The sequence below is a fragment of the Arthrobacter sp. H-02-3 genome, from assembly GCF_003097355.1.
Taxonomy (GTDB): Bacteria; Actinomycetota; Actinomycetes; order Actinomycetales; family Micrococcaceae; genus Arthrobacter; species Arthrobacter humicola.
Genome location: NZ_PYUI01000014.1, coordinates 103,760 through 118,158, shown reverse-complemented (window position 1 = coordinate 118,158; position 14,399 = coordinate 103,760). Strand labels below are relative to the sequence as shown.

Genomic DNA, 14,399 nt, shown 5'->3' with positions numbered 1-14,399 from the left:
GTGTGAAGTAGTGGTTGCGGCGGGGTTTCTGGCCGGGGTCGATGTGGGGTGGCGGGATGAACCAGGGGACCCCGGTCCGGATCCGGATGGTCCACGCCTCCTTGTGGATCAGGTGGTGGTGATGGGAACAGAGCAGGGTCCCGTTCTCCGTGCCCGTGGTCCCGCCGCGGGACCAGTACGTGATGTGGTGGGCTTCGCACCAGGGTGCGGGGATGGTGCAGCCGGGAAAGGCGCAGCCGAGGTCCCGGGCGATGAGGGCTTTGCGGAGGTGGGGCGGGAAGATCCGGGACGCCCGGCCGATGTCCAGGATCCGTCCCTCACCCCCGAGCAGGACGGGGATGATGTCGGCGTCGCAGGCGATCTTCCGTACCGTGGAGGCGGTGACGGGTCCGGTGAACAGCAGCGAGCCCGTTTCCCGCACCGCCCCCGCGGGCCGGAACGCCCCACCGGCCGTTTCCTGAGCTTCTGCCGGGCCGCTCTGGCCGGCGGCCTCACCGGCTTCGCCCGCCGCGCCGCCCGCGTCTGCCGCGCCGGCCGCACCGGTTTCGTCTGCCCCGCCGGCCGTTTCCTGAGCTTCTGTCGGGCCGGTCTGGGCGTCGGGGGTGGTGCCGAGCCGGGTCAGCAGGTCGCGGTAGTCGATGGTGACCATGACCTGGGGGCGGAGCCCGCCCGCGGCGGGCAGGCCGCCGGTGGCGAGGGCGATCCCGCAGGCACCGACCAGGCCGTCCAGCAGCAGCTGGGGCCGGGACCGATGATCCAGCCCCGACGCCCCCGGATGTTCCTCGCACACCGGCTGCCCCGCTCCGGCGGGGGCGTCGTCCGGAACGGCATGAGTCACCGGGGCCGGGGCCTGTGCATCACAGGCCGACACGCCGGCGCCGGCATTCGTGACCGGCCACTCGCCGGCGGGCGCACTGGGAGCCCACCCCACGGCGAAAGCGGTGCCGGCGGGCTCGGCTGCCCAGCCAGCAGAAGCGGGTGTGGCCTCAGCGTCGGTGGCATCACCTGCCCGGCCGTGAACGGCGGCGGTCTCGGCACCTGCGGCCCAGCCAGCAGAAGCGGCGGCACCGCGGGTGGCATCAACCGCCCAGCCGTGGCCAGCGACCGTCTCTGCACCTGCGGCCCAGCCATCCGAGGCGGCGGCACCGGTGGCGGAGCCCTCAGCGCCGGCCGCGGGGCCCTCAGAAGCGGCGCCGGCGGCCGATCCCTCAGAAGCGGCGGCGTGTGTGTTTGTGGTGCCGGTGCGGGGGTTGGTGCCGGTGTTCATGACGGTGAGGAGGTATTCGAACTGTTCGGTGGTCGCGAAAATCTCAAGGTGGTGCAGGCCGTGGCGCGGGCGCCGGATGAAGGCGCCCTGCAGCTGGCGCAGCAGCTCCTCGGAGGGCTCGGCGCCGTCCTGATCCAGCGCGTCGGCCCAGCCCCGGGCGACACGGGCCAGGAAGTCCGCGTCGTTTTCCGCGGCCGTGCGCGTCAGGGCGTGCTCCATCCGCCCCAACACCCCGGCGTCACAGGCGTGCCGGACCTTCTCCAGCGCCGCCGTGATGATCGTCGCGGCCCGGGACGCGACCTGCCCGGCCGCGACCGCCGCACCAAGCTCCGCGTGCACGGCCGGGACGGGCTGACCGGTGAGTCCTTGGCGGGGCAGCAGGCCCCCGGCGAGGGCGAGCCGGCGCCTAGCCTCCGGCGCGCTGATCCGCAGCCGCGCCCGCAGGAACTCCGCCGTGTTCCGGTACCCGTCATCCACCACCGCCGCGTCACCGGCCGCATCCGACGGCACACCCTCCCCGGTCAGCGCGTCGGGCGAAGCCGCGGAACCGGGCACACCGTCGATTCCGCTGTCGATTCCGCCGTCGGTCCCGGCACTCACCGTGCAGGACGACGCGCCGCCGGCGGCCGCGGTTCCGGGGGCGTCGTCGCGCCAGCCCGTCGTCCACGACATGCAGGCCCCCGCCGCAGCCCCCGCCGCCGCGGAGGACTGCGTCCTGGTCCGGTCCACCGCGCCGGCCGCCACCAGCTGCAAAAACTCCGCCCGGCGCGAGAGCTCCTCCACCCGCCCGGCAAAGTCCGACGCGGCCCGGAAATCCCACAACGCCGCATCCTGAACCGCCGTCGAACCCACAGCCTCCAACGCGGCCAGGGCAACACCCACACCCGACCACCGGGCCGGACCCGAACCGGCACATGCGCCGCGGCCCGTGCCGGGATCCGCGCCGCAGCCTGCAGCGCGACCGGCGCACCGATCCGTGCCCTGCCCGTCGTCCCCGAACGGAATGAAACCCCTGGCGGCTTCCATGACACCAGTCTCCTCCGGGGGTCTGACATTCTCACGCGAAGCAGGAGTGGAGAAGTGAGGGCGGTTTCAGATTTTCGGAGCTACGTCCTGCGGCCGCTTTCAGGGGACGGCGGTCGCCCCTGAGACCGTTTTCCGTCTACCGTCGGGCCCCAAACGTGAAGAAACACGCTGATCTCATTTGACGCCCCAAATGAAGCGAGAGGTCCGGCGCTGCGAGCCTTATACGCCTGCGCTGCGAACGGTGCGGAGCCTACAGGCCGGCCCCACAGCCCGGCCGTCCGGCGCGGCGAACACTGCAGCCCGGCCGTGCGGGCCGGCGCCGCGACCGCTGCGGACAGGCCCTGCGGACACGCCGTGTGGTCCGGCGGCCCGGTCCCCGCGAACCGAACGCCGGCGTTCCACCAGCCCGGCGCACGCGGATCCCCGCACTCGACTCCCCGGACGCCTATCCGGCTGAAGTCCAGGACTCTACGGAGTGCAACTAAACTGGACTGGATCCCTAGCTGCCCACCGTGAGGAAAGACTGCACATGGCCATTTTGAATATCCGCATCATCGGCGATCCTGTGTTGCGCACAGTCGCCGATCCCGTGACGGAATTCGGGCCTGAACTGGCAAAGCTGGTCGCTGACATGACCGAAACCATGGAGGACGTGGAGGGCGCAGGCCTGGCCGCCCCCCAGGTCGGCGTGAGCCAGCGCGTCTTCACGTACCGGATCGGTGGCGTTGAGGGTCACATCATCAACCCCGTGCTGGAAAACAGCGAGGACTTCCAGCCGGACCAGGTCGAAGGGTGCCTGTCCATCCCGGGCCTCGGCTTCCCCGTTCGCCGGCACCGGCATACCCGCGTGACCGGCGTGGACCTCCACGGCAATCCCGTCAATGTGGAGGGCGAAGGCATGCTGGCGCGCTGCTTCCAGCACGAGACCGACCACCTGGACGGCATCCTCTATACGGATCGGCTCGAGGGCGACGACCGCAAGGCCGCCCTGCGCGCCATCCGCAATGCCAACTACGACGCCATTACCGAACAGACAACAACGAAGCGCGCGAAGTCGGTCGGAACGAGCTTTGGCGGGTCCAGCTTCGGAATCACCCCGTGAGGGTTCTTTTTGCGGGAACCCCGGCTGTCGCGGTCCCGTCCCTGGACGCCCTCATCGAGGCCGGGTTCGACGTCGTCGCCGTCCTCACGCGCCCGGACGCCCCGCTGGGCCGCAAACGGATCCTGACGCCGTCACCCGTGGCAGCCCGGGCCGCCGAGCTCGGGATCGAGATCATCCACGCCGCCAAGGTGGACGCCGAGGTCACTGCCCGCATTGCCGCCGTTGCGCCCGACGTCGCGGCCATTGTTGCGTACGGTGGCCTGATTCCGCGCGCGGCCCTGGAAGTTCCGCGCCACGGCTGGGTGAACCTGCACTTTTCCCTGTTGCCGGCCTGGCGTGGCGCCGCCCCCGTGCAGCGCGCCGTCATTGCAGGCGACGACGTCACCGGCGCAGTCACCTTCCGTCTTGAGGAGGGGCTGGACACCGGACCCGTGTTCGGCACGCTCACCGAAACGGTGCACCCCGGCGATACCGCCGGCGCCCTGCTCGAACGGCTGTCCCGTAGTGGCGCGATCCTGCTGGCCCAGACCCTGTCCGCCATCGACGCCGGCAAATCCGTCGCGCTGCCGCAGCAGGGCGATGTCAGCCTGGCCCCCAAACTCAGCCTCGAAGATGGCCGGCTTGACTGGCGGCAGCCTGCGTTGGCGATCGGGCGGAGGGCCCGCGGGGTGACGCCCGAGCCCGGCGCCTGGACCATGCTGGAGGGCCAGCGGATCAAGCTCGAGCCGGTGCTGCCCGCGCCGGAAGCTTCCGCGCTCCCGCCCGGACAGCTGGCCCTGGACGGCAAACGCGTCGTGGTGGGCACGGGCTCGCACCCGGTGGAATTGACCCGGATCCAGCCTGCGGGCAAGAAAATGATGGCCGCCGCTGATTGGGCGCGCGGACAGGCAACACTTGAAAGCGTGGTATTCGAATGAGCGAGTCCGGAACCAGCGGCAGCGGCCGCGGCAGAGGCCACCAGCCCGGCTCCCAGCCAGGCGGCCAGGGTGGTGCCCGCGGCGGCAGCCGGCGGAACGCCCAAGGCCGGGAACGCAACCGCGGCCCGCAGCGCGGCTTCACCGAGAGTGCCCCCTCGCAGCGCACCCGCCGGGCCGATCCGGCGCGGCTAGTAGCCTTCGAAGTGCTCCGTGCCGTGGAAGCCGAGGACGCCTACGCGAACCTCGTGCTGCCCGCCCGGATCCGGCACCACGGACTGGATAAGCGCGACGCCGGTTTTGCCACCGAGCTCAGCTACGGCGCTCTCCGCGGCCAGGGTACCTACGACGCCATCCTGGCGCGCTGCGTCGACCGGCCGCTGGACCAGTTGGACCCGGCAATCCTGGATGCCCTGCGGATTGGCGCGCACCAGCTGCTCGCGATGCGGGTGCCCGCCCACGCCGCCCTGGACCAGACCGTGGGGCTGGCCCGCGCCGTGATCGGGGCCGGCCCGTCGGCCCTGATCAATGCGGTGCTGCGCAAGGTCTCGGCCCGCACGCTGGAAGAATGGCTCGACCTGCTGCTCAGTACCGAGACCGATCCCACCACGATCGCGTCCATCCGCTACGCCCACCCGGAGTGGATCGTGCGCGCACTGCGCCAATCGCTCGTGGCCCACGGCCGGCCGGCCGCTGAGATCGATGAGCTCCTCGAAGCCGACAACGCCGCGCCCGTGGTGAACCTCGTGGCGCTGCCCGGCGTCGGCAGCCTGGACGAGGCCCTGGAAGGCGGGGCCACCCCGGGCGAGCTCGTGGAGGGATCGGCGCTGTCCAGCGGCGGTGACCTCGGCCGGCTCGCCTCCGTGCGGGACGGGAGTACCCGCGTCCAGGACGTCGGTTCGCAGCTCGTGGCCCGCGCCATGGCCGCTGTCGATCTCGGCGCGGAAGCCGCGCCGGGTAGCGAAGGCGCGGGGGAGCGCTGGCTCGATCTGTGCGCCGGCCCCGGCGGCAAGGCTGCCCTTCTCGGTGCCCTCGCGCGGCAGCGGGGTGCCCACCTGCTGGCCAACGAATTTGCTCCGCACCGGGCCAAGCTGGTCCGCCAGGCCCTGTCTGCTGTGCCACGGGACGCCTGGGAGGTCAGGACCGGAGATGGCCGGGACCTCGGCACCGAGCAGCCGGAGTCCTTCGACCGGGTCCTCGTCGACGTCCCGTGCACCGGTCTGGGGGCCCTGCGCCGCCGCCCGGAGTCGCGATGGCGGCGCACGCCCAAGGACCTCGTGGACTTGGGCCCGCTGCAGCGCCAGCTGCTCAACTCCGCAATCGACGCCGTCAAGCCCGGCGGCGTGGTGGCGTACGTGACGTGTTCGCCGCACCCGGCGGAGACGACCGCCGTCGTCAGTGATGCCCTGCGTAAGCGGGAGGACCTCGAACTCCTCGACGCCGGCGCCGCGCTGGACAGCGTCAGCCTCACCGGCCACCTTGAGGCCGGGCACGAGCTCACCGCCCAGCTCTGGCCCCACGTGCACCACACAGACGCCATGTTCCTGGCCCTCATCCACAAGAAAGCCTGAACACGGGCGATACTTGCCCATAGCCCCGTTCCGCAGGACATGCCCGCTGGACTGAATTTTGGCAGGACCGATTTTCAGCAGAACGGCATGTCCGCACAGCGACTTTCCATCCGACCGATAGACCGACAAGGAATCCCGCATGACCAAGTGCTGCATCAACCCGAGCATCCTGTCCGCCGACTTCGCCAACCTCGAGGCGGAGCTGAGCCGGATCAGCAACGCGGATGCCGTGCACGTCGATGTCATGGACAACCACTTCGTGCCCAACCTCTCGCTGGGCCTGCCCGTGGTGCAGCGCCTGCAGGAAATCAGCCCCATCCCGCTGGACGCGCACCTGATGATCGAGCACGCCGACCGCTGGGCCCCGGCCTACGCCGACGCCGGCGTGGCGTCCGTGACGTTCCACGCCGAGGCCTCGATTGCCCCCATCAAGCTGGCGCGCGAACTGCGGGCACGCGGGTCCAAGGCGGGGCTTGCGCTCCGGCCGGGGACCGGCGTCGAACCGTTCCTGGACATGCTCGGCGAACTCGACATGCTGCTGATCATGACAGTGGAGCCGGGCTTCGGCGGCCAGGAGTTCTTGGACCTGACCCTGCCGAAAATCCGGCGTGCCAGGGCCGCGATCGACCGCTCGGGCCTCAAGGTGGCTTTGCAGGTGGACGGCGGCATCACCGCGGACACGATTTTCCGGGCCGCCGAGGCCGGCGCAGACGTCTTCGTGGCCGGCTCGGCCGTGTACGGCGCAACTGACCCCGCGGACGCAATTGAACGGCTCAGGGTTGCCGGCAGCCGCTGAGGACGGCGCGGGCCGGGCAGCGGCGCGGGGGCGGTACGGGGTCGGACTGCCGCAAAGATTACTCGGACCGTAATGTACGCGGCCGGGAATAGCCGGAGACCAGCCCGGGTTGTGTCAGAATAACAACACACATACGTGCTCCGGGGTCGGTGTAAGTCCGAACCGGCGGTGATAGTCCGCGACCCGCGCGCCAGTGCCTCTCTTCGGAAAGGTGCCGGCAGACGGTTGAATCGGTGAAATTCCGATACCGACAGTTAAAGTCTGGATGAGAGAAGCACGTACAGCTGTTACTGCGGCGCCCAGACGGCGCCGCATAATTGTGCTGTCGTATACCCCCGGAGCCATCGCGGTTCTAGAGGGAAGGAACGACACACATGAACTTTCTGCGATGGCTCTTCCAAGCACAGGTCCCGGTAATCGGATCTGTCCTGATTCTTTGTGAAGTGCCTGGCAACATCTCTGGGCTGGCCCCGGCCCTCGGCGGCATGCGCCGCCGGGTATGGGCAGCCTCTAAGATGACCGTCTCCACTGTGGCCGTCCCCGACGTGGGGGTGATGGCATGAGCGGCAGTCACCTGGCCACCACAGCTCCTTTGGGCGAGCCCGACGCCGGAGCCCCCTTCAGCGCCGCGGAACGTGCGGCCATGCAAGCTGCCCTCGCTGCCGCGGGGCAGGGTCCGCGGGGCGCCAACCCGCTCGTGGGCGCCGTCGTCCTCGGAACGGACGGGTCGCCTCTCGTCACCGGGTACCACCGCGGGGCAGGGACTGCCCACGCCGAAGCTGACGCGATTGCCCAGGCGCAGGCGGCGGGTTTGGATCTCCGCGGTGCTTCGATGGTGGTGACCCTGGAACCGTGCAACCACTGCGGACGCACCGGCCCCTGCGCCCGGGCGATCATCAACGCCGGCATCACCGACGTCATCTACGCCATCGATGACCCCCATGACCCGGCCGCCGGCGGCGCCGTGACGCTCCGCGCCGCGGGTGTCCGCGTCCGGTCCGGGCTGGCGGCCGACGCCGCGCTGGATTTAAACCGGCGCTGGTTCGACGCCGTCGCCGCCAAACGGCCCTTCGTCACGCTGCATATCGCACAGACCCTCGACAGCCGCATTGCTGCCGACGACGGCACCAGCCAGTGGATCTCCAGCCCGGAGTCCCTCGCCGACAACCATGCGCTCCGGGGCCGGATTGACGCCATCCTGGTCGGCACGCAGACGGTGCTGGTCGACAACCCCCGGCTCACGGCCCGGAATTCTGACGGCGAGGAGTCCGGCAAGCAGCCGCTGCGCGCCGTGATGGGCTACCGAGGCATACCCGAGGACGCGGCCATCCACGGCGCGGACGGCAACGTCCTGCATCTGGCGACCCGTGATCCGCGCGAGGCCCTGGACCAGCTGTTCCAGAGCGGCGTCCGGCACCTCATGGTGGAAGGCGGTTCCCGGATCCTGAGCGCATTCCTTACCGCCGGTCTGGTCGATGAACTCATCGTCTACCTGGCGCCGACGCTGCTCGGCTCCGGAACGCCCGCGCTCGACGACCTGGGCATCACCACCCTGGCCGATGCCCAACCGTGGGAATGGGACTCCGCGTCCGGGGGCGCCGTCCAGATGCTCGGCCGCGACCTCCGGCTGCATCTTCGCCCGGCGGGCCCCGCGAGCCCCGCCAGCGCGCCCGGCGTGGAGAGCCCGGCCGCCACCTCTACTTCATCCGATACAACCCCGCAACGCAATGGCGCGGACACCGCCGCAGGAGGCAATTGATGTTTACCGGAATTATCGCCGAGCAGGGAAAGGTGCTTTCCGTTGAGCGCAACGGCGACGTCAGCGCCACCGTTCGGCTCCACGCGCCCGGCACCACGGACGGCCTCGCCCTGGGTGGTTCCATCGCGGTCAACGGCGTCTGCCTCACGGCCACGCAAATCGACGGCAAAGACTTCAGCGTCGACGTCATGGGCGAAACCCTCAACCGCAGCACCATCGGTGAACTCACTGCCGGCGATCCCGTCAACCTGGAGCGCTGCGTCCCGGCCGGGGGACGGCTGGACGGTCACGTTGTCCAGGGGCATGTCGACGGCGTCGGGCAGCTTCTGGAACGCGAGGGCCTCGGCAACTGGGACCGGCTCCGGTTCGGTGTGCCGGCCGGACTGGCACGGTACATCGCCGAAAAGGGGTCCATCGCCGTCGACGGCGTCTCCCTCACGGTCACTGCCGTGAGCCCCGCGAACGATCCGGCGCCCTGGTTTGAAGTCGGGCTGATCCCCACGACCCTCACGGAGACCGGCCTGGGCGGCAAGCCCCTCGGCGGCCGGGTGAACCTTGAAGTTGACGTGCTGGCGAAATACACCGAACGCCTGCTGTCCTTTGCCAGCGGAACGTCGCCCGCAGCGCACCGGGCGTCCGCGGCGCCCGCCGAAGAAGCAGCCCAAGAAGCAGCACTCACGGACGGGGCAGCGAAATGAGCCGCGTCAAGGACCAGGCAGGCCATGTCCTGGCTGAAGAACTCCGCCCCGCCGCGGCGGACTCAGCCGCAGACTCACCTGCACACCCGGCTGCAGACCCCGTTGCAGACTCAGGCAGGACGGGCCTCGATCCGATCGAGGACGCCATTGCCGCCATGGCCGCCGGGCGTCCCGTCCTCGTAGTGGATAACGAGGACCGCGAGAACGAAGGCGACATCATTTTCGCCGCCCAGCACGCGACGCCGGCACTGATGGGCTGGACGGTCCGCTACAGCTCCGGCGTGATCTGCGTACCGCTGGCCGCCGACCGGGCCGACGCCCTCGCGCTGCCGCCGATGGTGGCCGTCAACGAAGACGCCAAGGGCACCGCCTACACCGTGTCCTGTGATGCCGCCGTCGGAGTCAGCACCGGAATTTCTGCCACGGACCGCGCCCTGACAGCCCGGATCCTGGCCGACCCGCAAAGCCAGCCGAAATCCCTGACGCGTCCCGGGCATGTTTTTCCCCTCCGCGCCGTTAAGGGGGGAGTACGGGAACGTCCCGGCCACACCGAAGCGGCCGTGGACCTGTGCCGGCTGGCGGGACTGGAACCCGTGGGAGTGATTGCAGAGCTGGTGTATGACAACGGAGAAATGATGCGGCTGGACGGACTACGCGGCTTCGCCATTGAGCATGGCTGCCCCCTGATTTCGATTGCGGATCTGGTGGCCTACCTCGAAGCAGGGCAGCACGACAGCTACGCAGCGGATCCCGTCTGATGGAGGAGAAATAGTGACGACTTCTAAGACACGAGAAGAAACGGCCATGGCAGGTCAGCCGCATCCGGTCAGCGCAGGACCCATCGTCCAACTGCCCACCGCATTTGGCGATTTCGTGGCCCAGGCCTGGACCGATCTGGCCACCGGCGCCGAACACCTGGCGGTCAGTTCACCGATGCAACCTGTGGATGGGATGGCCCCGCTGGTCCGCTTGCATTCGGAGTGCCTCACCGGGGACGTGTTCGGCTCCTACCGGTGCGACTGCGGCGAACAGCTGGCCTATGCCCTCGAGATGATCAACGAGTTCGGCGGTACGCTGCTCTACCTGCGCGGCCAGGAGGGCCGCGGGATCGGCTTGGCGAACAAGATGAAGGCCTATGCCCTGCAGGAGGCCGGATTCGACACTGTGGAGGCCAACGAGCAGCTCGGGTTGCCCGTCGATGCGCGCTGCTACAAGGCGGCGGCCCAGATCCTCGCCGATATGGGCCTCCACGAGATCCGGCTCCTGAGCAACAACCCGGACAAACAGGACCGGCTCGCCCAGGCAGGCGTCACGGTGGTGGAGATGGTCCCCACTGAGGTTCCTTCCAGGGAACAGAACATCCGCTACCTGCAGACGAAAAAGGACCGGATGGACCACCGCCTGGTTCTGGACGTTGAACCGGCTCCGGCCGGATTCGAGCACGACCAGGACTGACCCGGCGGCCCTCCGGGCCGTTCCGCCCCGCTTCACCCGCCAGCCCGCCGTGCCCGGCAGCCTAAGCTGCCCGGCAGGGCGGACTGGCGGCGGACCAACCACCAGACTCAACAGCAAGGAATTCCCATGAGTGGCCACGGCGCCCCCCAGATCGACCTCAGCACGTTCAAGCCGGAGGAAACCTCGCGGCTCAAACTGGCCATCGTGGCCGCGAGCTGGCACACCCAGATCATGGACGGGCTCCTTGACGGCGCCCTGCGTGCCGCGAAGGACGCCGGCATCAGCGAGCCGACCGTCCTGCGGGTGCCGGGCACGTTTGAGCTCCCCGTCGCGGCTGCCCGGCTGGCACCGCACTTCGACGCCGTCGTGGCGCTCGGCGTCGTCATCCGTGGCGGGACGCCGCACTTCGAATATGTCTGCGAGGCAGCCACCCTGGGCCTGACCGAGGTCAGCGTCCGCACCGGCGTCCCCGTGGGCTTCGGCGTGCTGACGTGCGATACCGAACAGCAGGGCATCGACCGGGCCGGCCTGCCGGGTTCCACCGAGGACAAGGGGCACGAGGCCGTCACCGCCGCCCTGGCCACGGCAGTGACCCTCAAGCAGTTCGGCTAAGTACCGCTTCACCCAGACAATTCGCTCCAGACAATTCGCCCCGGACAACCGGAGCCCGCACAACTGCAGCTCCAGGCGGGGCGGCCGGCAGCCCGCCGGCCGCCCCGCCTGTGATTGACATGGTGTGCAATGCCTCACATCCCGTTCGTCATGCAAGGGCCCGGCAGGCGTTCCCGCGCCGGGAGCAAGTAGGCTTGGGGGCGTGAAGAATTTCGAGTCGCTGTTCGCAGAACTGAGTGAAAAGGCAGCCGTCCGCCCGGAAGGCTCCCGCACCGTCGCCGAACTGGATTCCGGAGTCCATGGCATCGGCAAGAAGGTCGTGGAGGAAGCAGCCGAGGTCTGGATGGCTGCCGAGTATGAATCCGATGAAGCCGCCGCTGAGGAAATTTCGCAGCTGCTGTACCACCTGCAGGTTCTGATGCTCGCCAAAGGACTCACCCTGGAAGACGTCTACAAGCATCTGTAGCCGCGCCCGCACGGAAAACGCCAGGACTCATCCGGCGGAACCCGCGCACCGCGTGGCCGACGTGCCCAACAGAGACCTTCCACACCCAAGAGAGACTTTCCCATGCTTAGAGTTGCCGTCCCGAACAAGGGATCCCTGTCCGAAGCCGCCTCCGCCATGCTTGCTGAGGCTGGCTACCGCCAGCGCCGCGACACCCGCGAACTGGTCATGGTGGACCCGGACAACGACATTGAGTTCTTCTTCCTGCGTCCGCGCGACATCGCCGTGTACGTGGGCCAGGGAACACTCGACGTCGGCATCACCGGCCGTGACCTGCTGCTCGACGCCGAGGTCGAGGCCGAGGAACTGCTGCCGCTGGGCTTCGCCGCGTCCACCTTCCGCTTCGCCGGCCCCGTGGGCGACTTCACCACCATCGAACAGCTCGAGGGCAAGCGCCTCGCCACGAGCTATGACGGTCTGCTGCGCGGCTACCTGGCCGAGCGCGGCATCAAAGCGAAGGTGGTCCGCCTCGACGGCGCCGTAGAATCCTCCGTACGCCTCGGCGTCGCGGACGCAATTGCCGACGTCGTCGAGACCGGCACCACGCTCAAGGCCGCCGGCATGGAGATTTTCGGCGAGCCGATCCTGAACTCCGAGTCGGTGCTGATCGGCCGCAAGGGCGAGCAGAACCCGGCCACCGAGGTACTGATCCGCCGGCTTCAGGGCGTGCTCGTGGCCCGGCAGTACGTGCTGATGGACTACGACATCCGTAAGGAGCTCGTAGAGCAGGCCGCCGGACTCACCCCGGGCCTGGAGTCGCCGACCGTCTCGCCGCTGCGCGATTCGGACTGGGTGGCCGTCCGCTCGATGGTGCCCAAGCGGGAAACCAACCGGATCATGGACGAGCTCTACGACCTCGGCGCCCGCGCCATCCTGGTCAGCAGCATCCACGCCTGCCGCATCTGAGCGCCCACCTGCCGAGTCCCTCCAGCAAACATCAGGAGAAGTCATGACTGTTGCCGTGCGCGTCATCCCGTGCCTCGACGTCGATGCCGGCCGCGTGGTCAAAGGCATCAACTTTGAAGGGCTCCGCGACGCCGGTGACCCGGTGGAACTGGCGCACCGCTACGACAACAGCGGCGCCGACGAGCTGACCTTCCTTGACGTCACGGCGTCGTCCGGCAACCGGGAGACCACGTTCGACGTCGTCCGCCGCACCGCCGAGGAAGTTTTCATCCCGCTCACGGTCGGCGGCGGTGTCCGCGGCGTGGCCGAGGTGGACAAGCTCCTGCGCTGCGGCGCGGACAAAGCCGCCATCAACACTGCCGCCGTGGCCCGGCCGGACGTGATCGACGAGATCACCCGGCACTTTGGGTCCCAGGTCCTGGTGCTTTCCCTCGACGCCCGGCGCACCCGCCCGGGTTCGAAGCCCACCCCGTCCGGCTTCGAAGTCACCACCCACGGCGGACGCCAGGGGACCGGGATCGACGCCATCGCGTGGGCCCGGGAAGCTGCCGACCGCGGCGTTGGGGAGATCCTGCTCAACTCGATCGACGCCGACGGCACCAAGGACGGCTTTGACCTGGAATTGATCCGGCTCGCCCGTGCGGGGGTCAAGGTGCCGCTCATCGCCTCCGGCGGCGCCGGCAAACCCGAGCACTTCCCGCCGGCCGTGGCAGCGGGCGCCGACGCCGTTCTCGCGGCGTCGGTCTTCCACTTCGGGCCCCTCGACATGATCGCCCAGGTCAAGGCCGCGATCCGGCAGGCAGGCTTCGAGGTCCGCTAGTCCCCACCCGCCCCCTATCCTCGCAAGCTCGGACAGGGAACCCTGCGGGCGTGGGCCCACCGCCCGCCCCCTATCCTCGCAAGTCCACACCGGCTCCCTGCCCTCGCAAGCTCGGGCTGGGGCCCTCGCCGGAGCGGCTCCACGGACAGGGAACCCTGCGGGCGTCGGCCCACCGCCCGCTTACAACAACGCGGGGTCGCTTGTCGCCCATCCCGGAGGGGAATATGGGCGGTAGGTGACCCCGCGTTGCTTTGTTGTGGGGGAGTTAGAGGCCGACTTCGGCGGACTGCAGGAGCGCGACAGCATCCGGCTGGCCTTCGAAGGTCACGAGGGCGTGGCGTGTGCGGCCGTGGGCGTGCATGAGGAGTTCCCCGGGCTCGCCGACGATGGCCACCGACACGGGGGCTCGCTTGGCCACGTGCCGCGGGCCGGAAGGGCTCACCAGCACAATGCCCAGGTCCACGCCGCGGTACAGGATGGCCGCCCGCTTGACGAGTTCGTCCCACAGAGCGTCCGAGTAGGCCTCGTCCAGGGCCCGCGGTGCCCAGCGGTCCACGGCGCGGCGCACGTCTTCGGTGTGCACAAAGTATTCGATCAGGTTGGAGCTCTCGTCCAGTGCCTTGATCCGCAGCGGCGACAGCGCCGGGGGACCGGCCCGGAAGGCGTTGACCAATTTGGCGTAGTCCTCGTGGGTCTTCAGCGTGCCGGCGAGTTCGGCCGTGGCCTGGTCCGAGGCCTTGGAAAGGCGTTTGATCAGCAGGCCAAGTCCGACGGCGATTTTCCGCTCGCGCAGGTATAGGTGCGCGGCAAGGTCGCGGGTGAGCCACCCCGTGCAGAGCGTGGCGGCATCAGGGCCGGCTGCCAGCAGGGTTTCGGCCAGGACTTCTCGGGACGGTTCGACGAAATGCATCACTTGTGAAACTAGCACGAGACGGCCGCGCGTGGGCACAGGAATCGCCGCCGCAGGG

Annotated in this window: 14 protein-coding genes, 1 pseudogene and 1 riboswitch; of the genes and pseudogenes, 13 read left to right on the top strand and 2 right to left on the bottom strand. The window is 69.3% G+C overall.

The features are described from left to right. On the bottom strand, positions 1-2,293 hold a 2,293-nt coding region (locus tag C9424_RS21925), incomplete at its 3' end, for an HNH endonuclease signature motif containing protein (RefSeq protein WP_237563469.1). Between the two features lie 529 nt (positions 2,294-2,822). Between C9424_RS21925 and def the strand changes: the two genes are divergently transcribed. The 13 genes and pseudogenes from def (at position 2,823) to hisF (ending at position 13,431) form a co-directional block, all read left to right on the top strand. Next, complete coding sequence (gene def, locus C9424_RS14335) at positions 2,823-3,395, top strand: peptide deformylase (protein WP_116767474.1); 573 nt, start codon at positions 2,823-2,825, stop codon at positions 3,393-3,395. Beyond that, positions 3,392-4,312, top strand: a complete 921-nt coding sequence (fmt, locus tag C9424_RS14330) for a methionyl-tRNA formyltransferase (protein ID WP_116767473.1) — start codon at positions 3,392-3,394, stop codon at positions 4,310-4,312. Before def ends, fmt begins: the two co-directional genes overlap by 4 nt. Continuing rightward, on the top strand, positions 4,309-5,880 hold the full coding sequence (locus C9424_RS14325; protein WP_116767472.1) for an RsmB/NOP family class I SAM-dependent RNA methyltransferase: 1,572 nt from the start codon (positions 4,309-4,311) through the stop codon (positions 5,878-5,880). The genes fmt and C9424_RS14325 overlap by 4 nt, the downstream gene beginning before the upstream one ends. Positions 5,881-6,019: 139 nt before the next feature. Further along, a complete protein-coding gene (rpe, locus tag C9424_RS14320; protein ID WP_116767471.1) occupies positions 6,020-6,676 on the top strand; it encodes a ribulose-phosphate 3-epimerase in 657 nt (218 codons plus the stop codon). Positions 6,677-6,807: 131 nt separating this feature from the next. Beyond that, positions 6,808-6,958: riboswitch (FMN riboswitch) on the top strand. A gap of 92 nt (positions 6,959-7,050) precedes the next feature. After that, positions 7,051-7,182: pseudogene (locus C9424_RS14315) on the top strand (nicotinamide riboside transporter PnuC); the annotation flags it as partial. A gap of 53 nt (positions 7,183-7,235) precedes the next feature. Further along, on the top strand, positions 7,236-8,435 hold the full coding sequence (gene ribD / locus C9424_RS14310) for a bifunctional diaminohydroxyphosphoribosylaminopyrimidine deaminase/5-amino-6-(5-phosphoribosylamino)uracil reductase RibD (protein WP_116767470.1): 1,200 nt from the start codon (positions 7,236-7,238) through the stop codon (positions 8,433-8,435). Further along, on the top strand, positions 8,435-9,133 hold the full coding sequence (locus C9424_RS14305; RefSeq protein ID WP_116767469.1) for a riboflavin synthase: 699 nt from the start codon (positions 8,435-8,437) through the stop codon (positions 9,131-9,133). The genes ribD and C9424_RS14305 overlap by 1 nt, the downstream gene beginning before the upstream one ends. Then, the gene (gene ribB, locus C9424_RS14300; RefSeq protein ID WP_116767468.1) at positions 9,130-9,891 is read left to right on the top strand and encodes a 3,4-dihydroxy-2-butanone-4-phosphate synthase; all 762 of its coding nucleotides are present in this window, start codon (positions 9,130-9,132) and stop codon (positions 9,889-9,891) included. The genes C9424_RS14305 and ribB overlap by 4 nt, the downstream gene beginning before the upstream one ends. Positions 9,892-9,937: 46 nt before the next feature. Next, positions 9,938-10,588, top strand: a complete 651-nt coding sequence (ribA, locus tag C9424_RS14295; protein WP_116767467.1) for a GTP cyclohydrolase II — start codon at positions 9,938-9,940, stop codon at positions 10,586-10,588. Between the two features lie 126 nt (positions 10,589-10,714). Further along, a complete protein-coding gene (gene ribH, locus C9424_RS14290) occupies positions 10,715-11,200 on the top strand; it encodes a 6,7-dimethyl-8-ribityllumazine synthase (protein WP_090581814.1) in 486 nt (161 codons plus the stop codon). A gap of 202 nt (positions 11,201-11,402) precedes the next feature. Then, positions 11,403-11,666 (top strand): phosphoribosyl-ATP diphosphatase, encoded by a 264-nt coding sequence (locus C9424_RS14285; RefSeq protein ID WP_018772463.1) that lies wholly within the window; start codon positions 11,403-11,405, stop codon positions 11,664-11,666. 102 nt (positions 11,667-11,768) lie between these two features. Then, positions 11,769-12,611 carry an ATP phosphoribosyltransferase gene (hisG, locus tag C9424_RS14280; protein ID WP_091252891.1) on the top strand — a complete coding sequence of 281 codons (843 nt, stop codon included), beginning with the start codon at positions 11,769-11,771 and terminating at the stop codon, positions 12,609-12,611. Positions 12,612-12,654: 43 nt separating this feature from the next. Continuing rightward, positions 12,655-13,431 carry an imidazole glycerol phosphate synthase subunit HisF gene (gene hisF / locus C9424_RS14275; protein ID WP_116767466.1) on the top strand — a complete coding sequence of 259 codons (777 nt, stop codon included), beginning with the start codon at positions 12,655-12,657 and terminating at the stop codon, positions 13,429-13,431. A 265-nt stretch (positions 13,432-13,696) separates the two neighbouring features. Here the strand turns inward: hisF and C9424_RS14270 are convergent, their stop codons facing one another. Beyond that, a complete protein-coding gene (locus C9424_RS14270) occupies positions 13,697-14,341 on the bottom strand; it encodes a TIGR03085 family metal-binding protein (RefSeq protein ID WP_116767465.1) in 645 nt (214 codons plus the stop codon). Positions 14,342-14,399: the final 58 nt, after the last annotated feature.

Bases quoted from the DNA above. Each gene is read 5' to 3' on its own strand.
- def (WP_116767474.1), top strand. From the start codon at position 2,823: ATGGCCATTTTGAATATCCGCATCATCGGCGATCCTGTGTTGCGCACA.
- C9424_RS14325 (WP_116767472.1), top strand. From the start codon at position 4,309: ATGAGCGAGTCCGGAACCAGCGGCAGCGGCCGCGGCAGAGGCCACCAG.
- rpe (WP_116767471.1), top strand. From the start codon at position 6,020: ATGACCAAGTGCTGCATCAACCCGAGCATCCTGTCCGCCGACTTCGCC.
- ribD (WP_116767470.1), top strand. From the start codon at position 7,236: ATGAGCGGCAGTCACCTGGCCACCACAGCTCCTTTGGGCGAGCCCGAC.
- C9424_RS14305 (WP_116767469.1), top strand. From the start codon at position 8,435: ATGTTTACCGGAATTATCGCCGAGCAGGGAAAGGTGCTTTCCGTTGAG.
- ribB (WP_116767468.1), top strand. From the start codon at position 9,130: ATGAGCCGCGTCAAGGACCAGGCAGGCCATGTCCTGGCTGAAGAACTC.
- ribA (WP_116767467.1), top strand. From the start codon at position 9,938: ATGGCAGGTCAGCCGCATCCGGTCAGCGCAGGACCCATCGTCCAACTG.
- ribH (WP_090581814.1), top strand. From the start codon at position 10,715: ATGAGTGGCCACGGCGCCCCCCAGATCGACCTCAGCACGTTCAAGCCG.
- hisG (WP_091252891.1), top strand. From the start codon at position 11,769: ATGCTTAGAGTTGCCGTCCCGAACAAGGGATCCCTGTCCGAAGCCGCC.
- hisF (WP_116767466.1), top strand. From the start codon at position 12,655: ATGACTGTTGCCGTGCGCGTCATCCCGTGCCTCGACGTCGATGCCGGC.
- C9424_RS14270 (WP_116767465.1), bottom strand. From the start codon at position 14,341: ATGCATTTCGTCGAACCGTCCCGAGAAGTCCTGGCCGAAACCCTGCTG.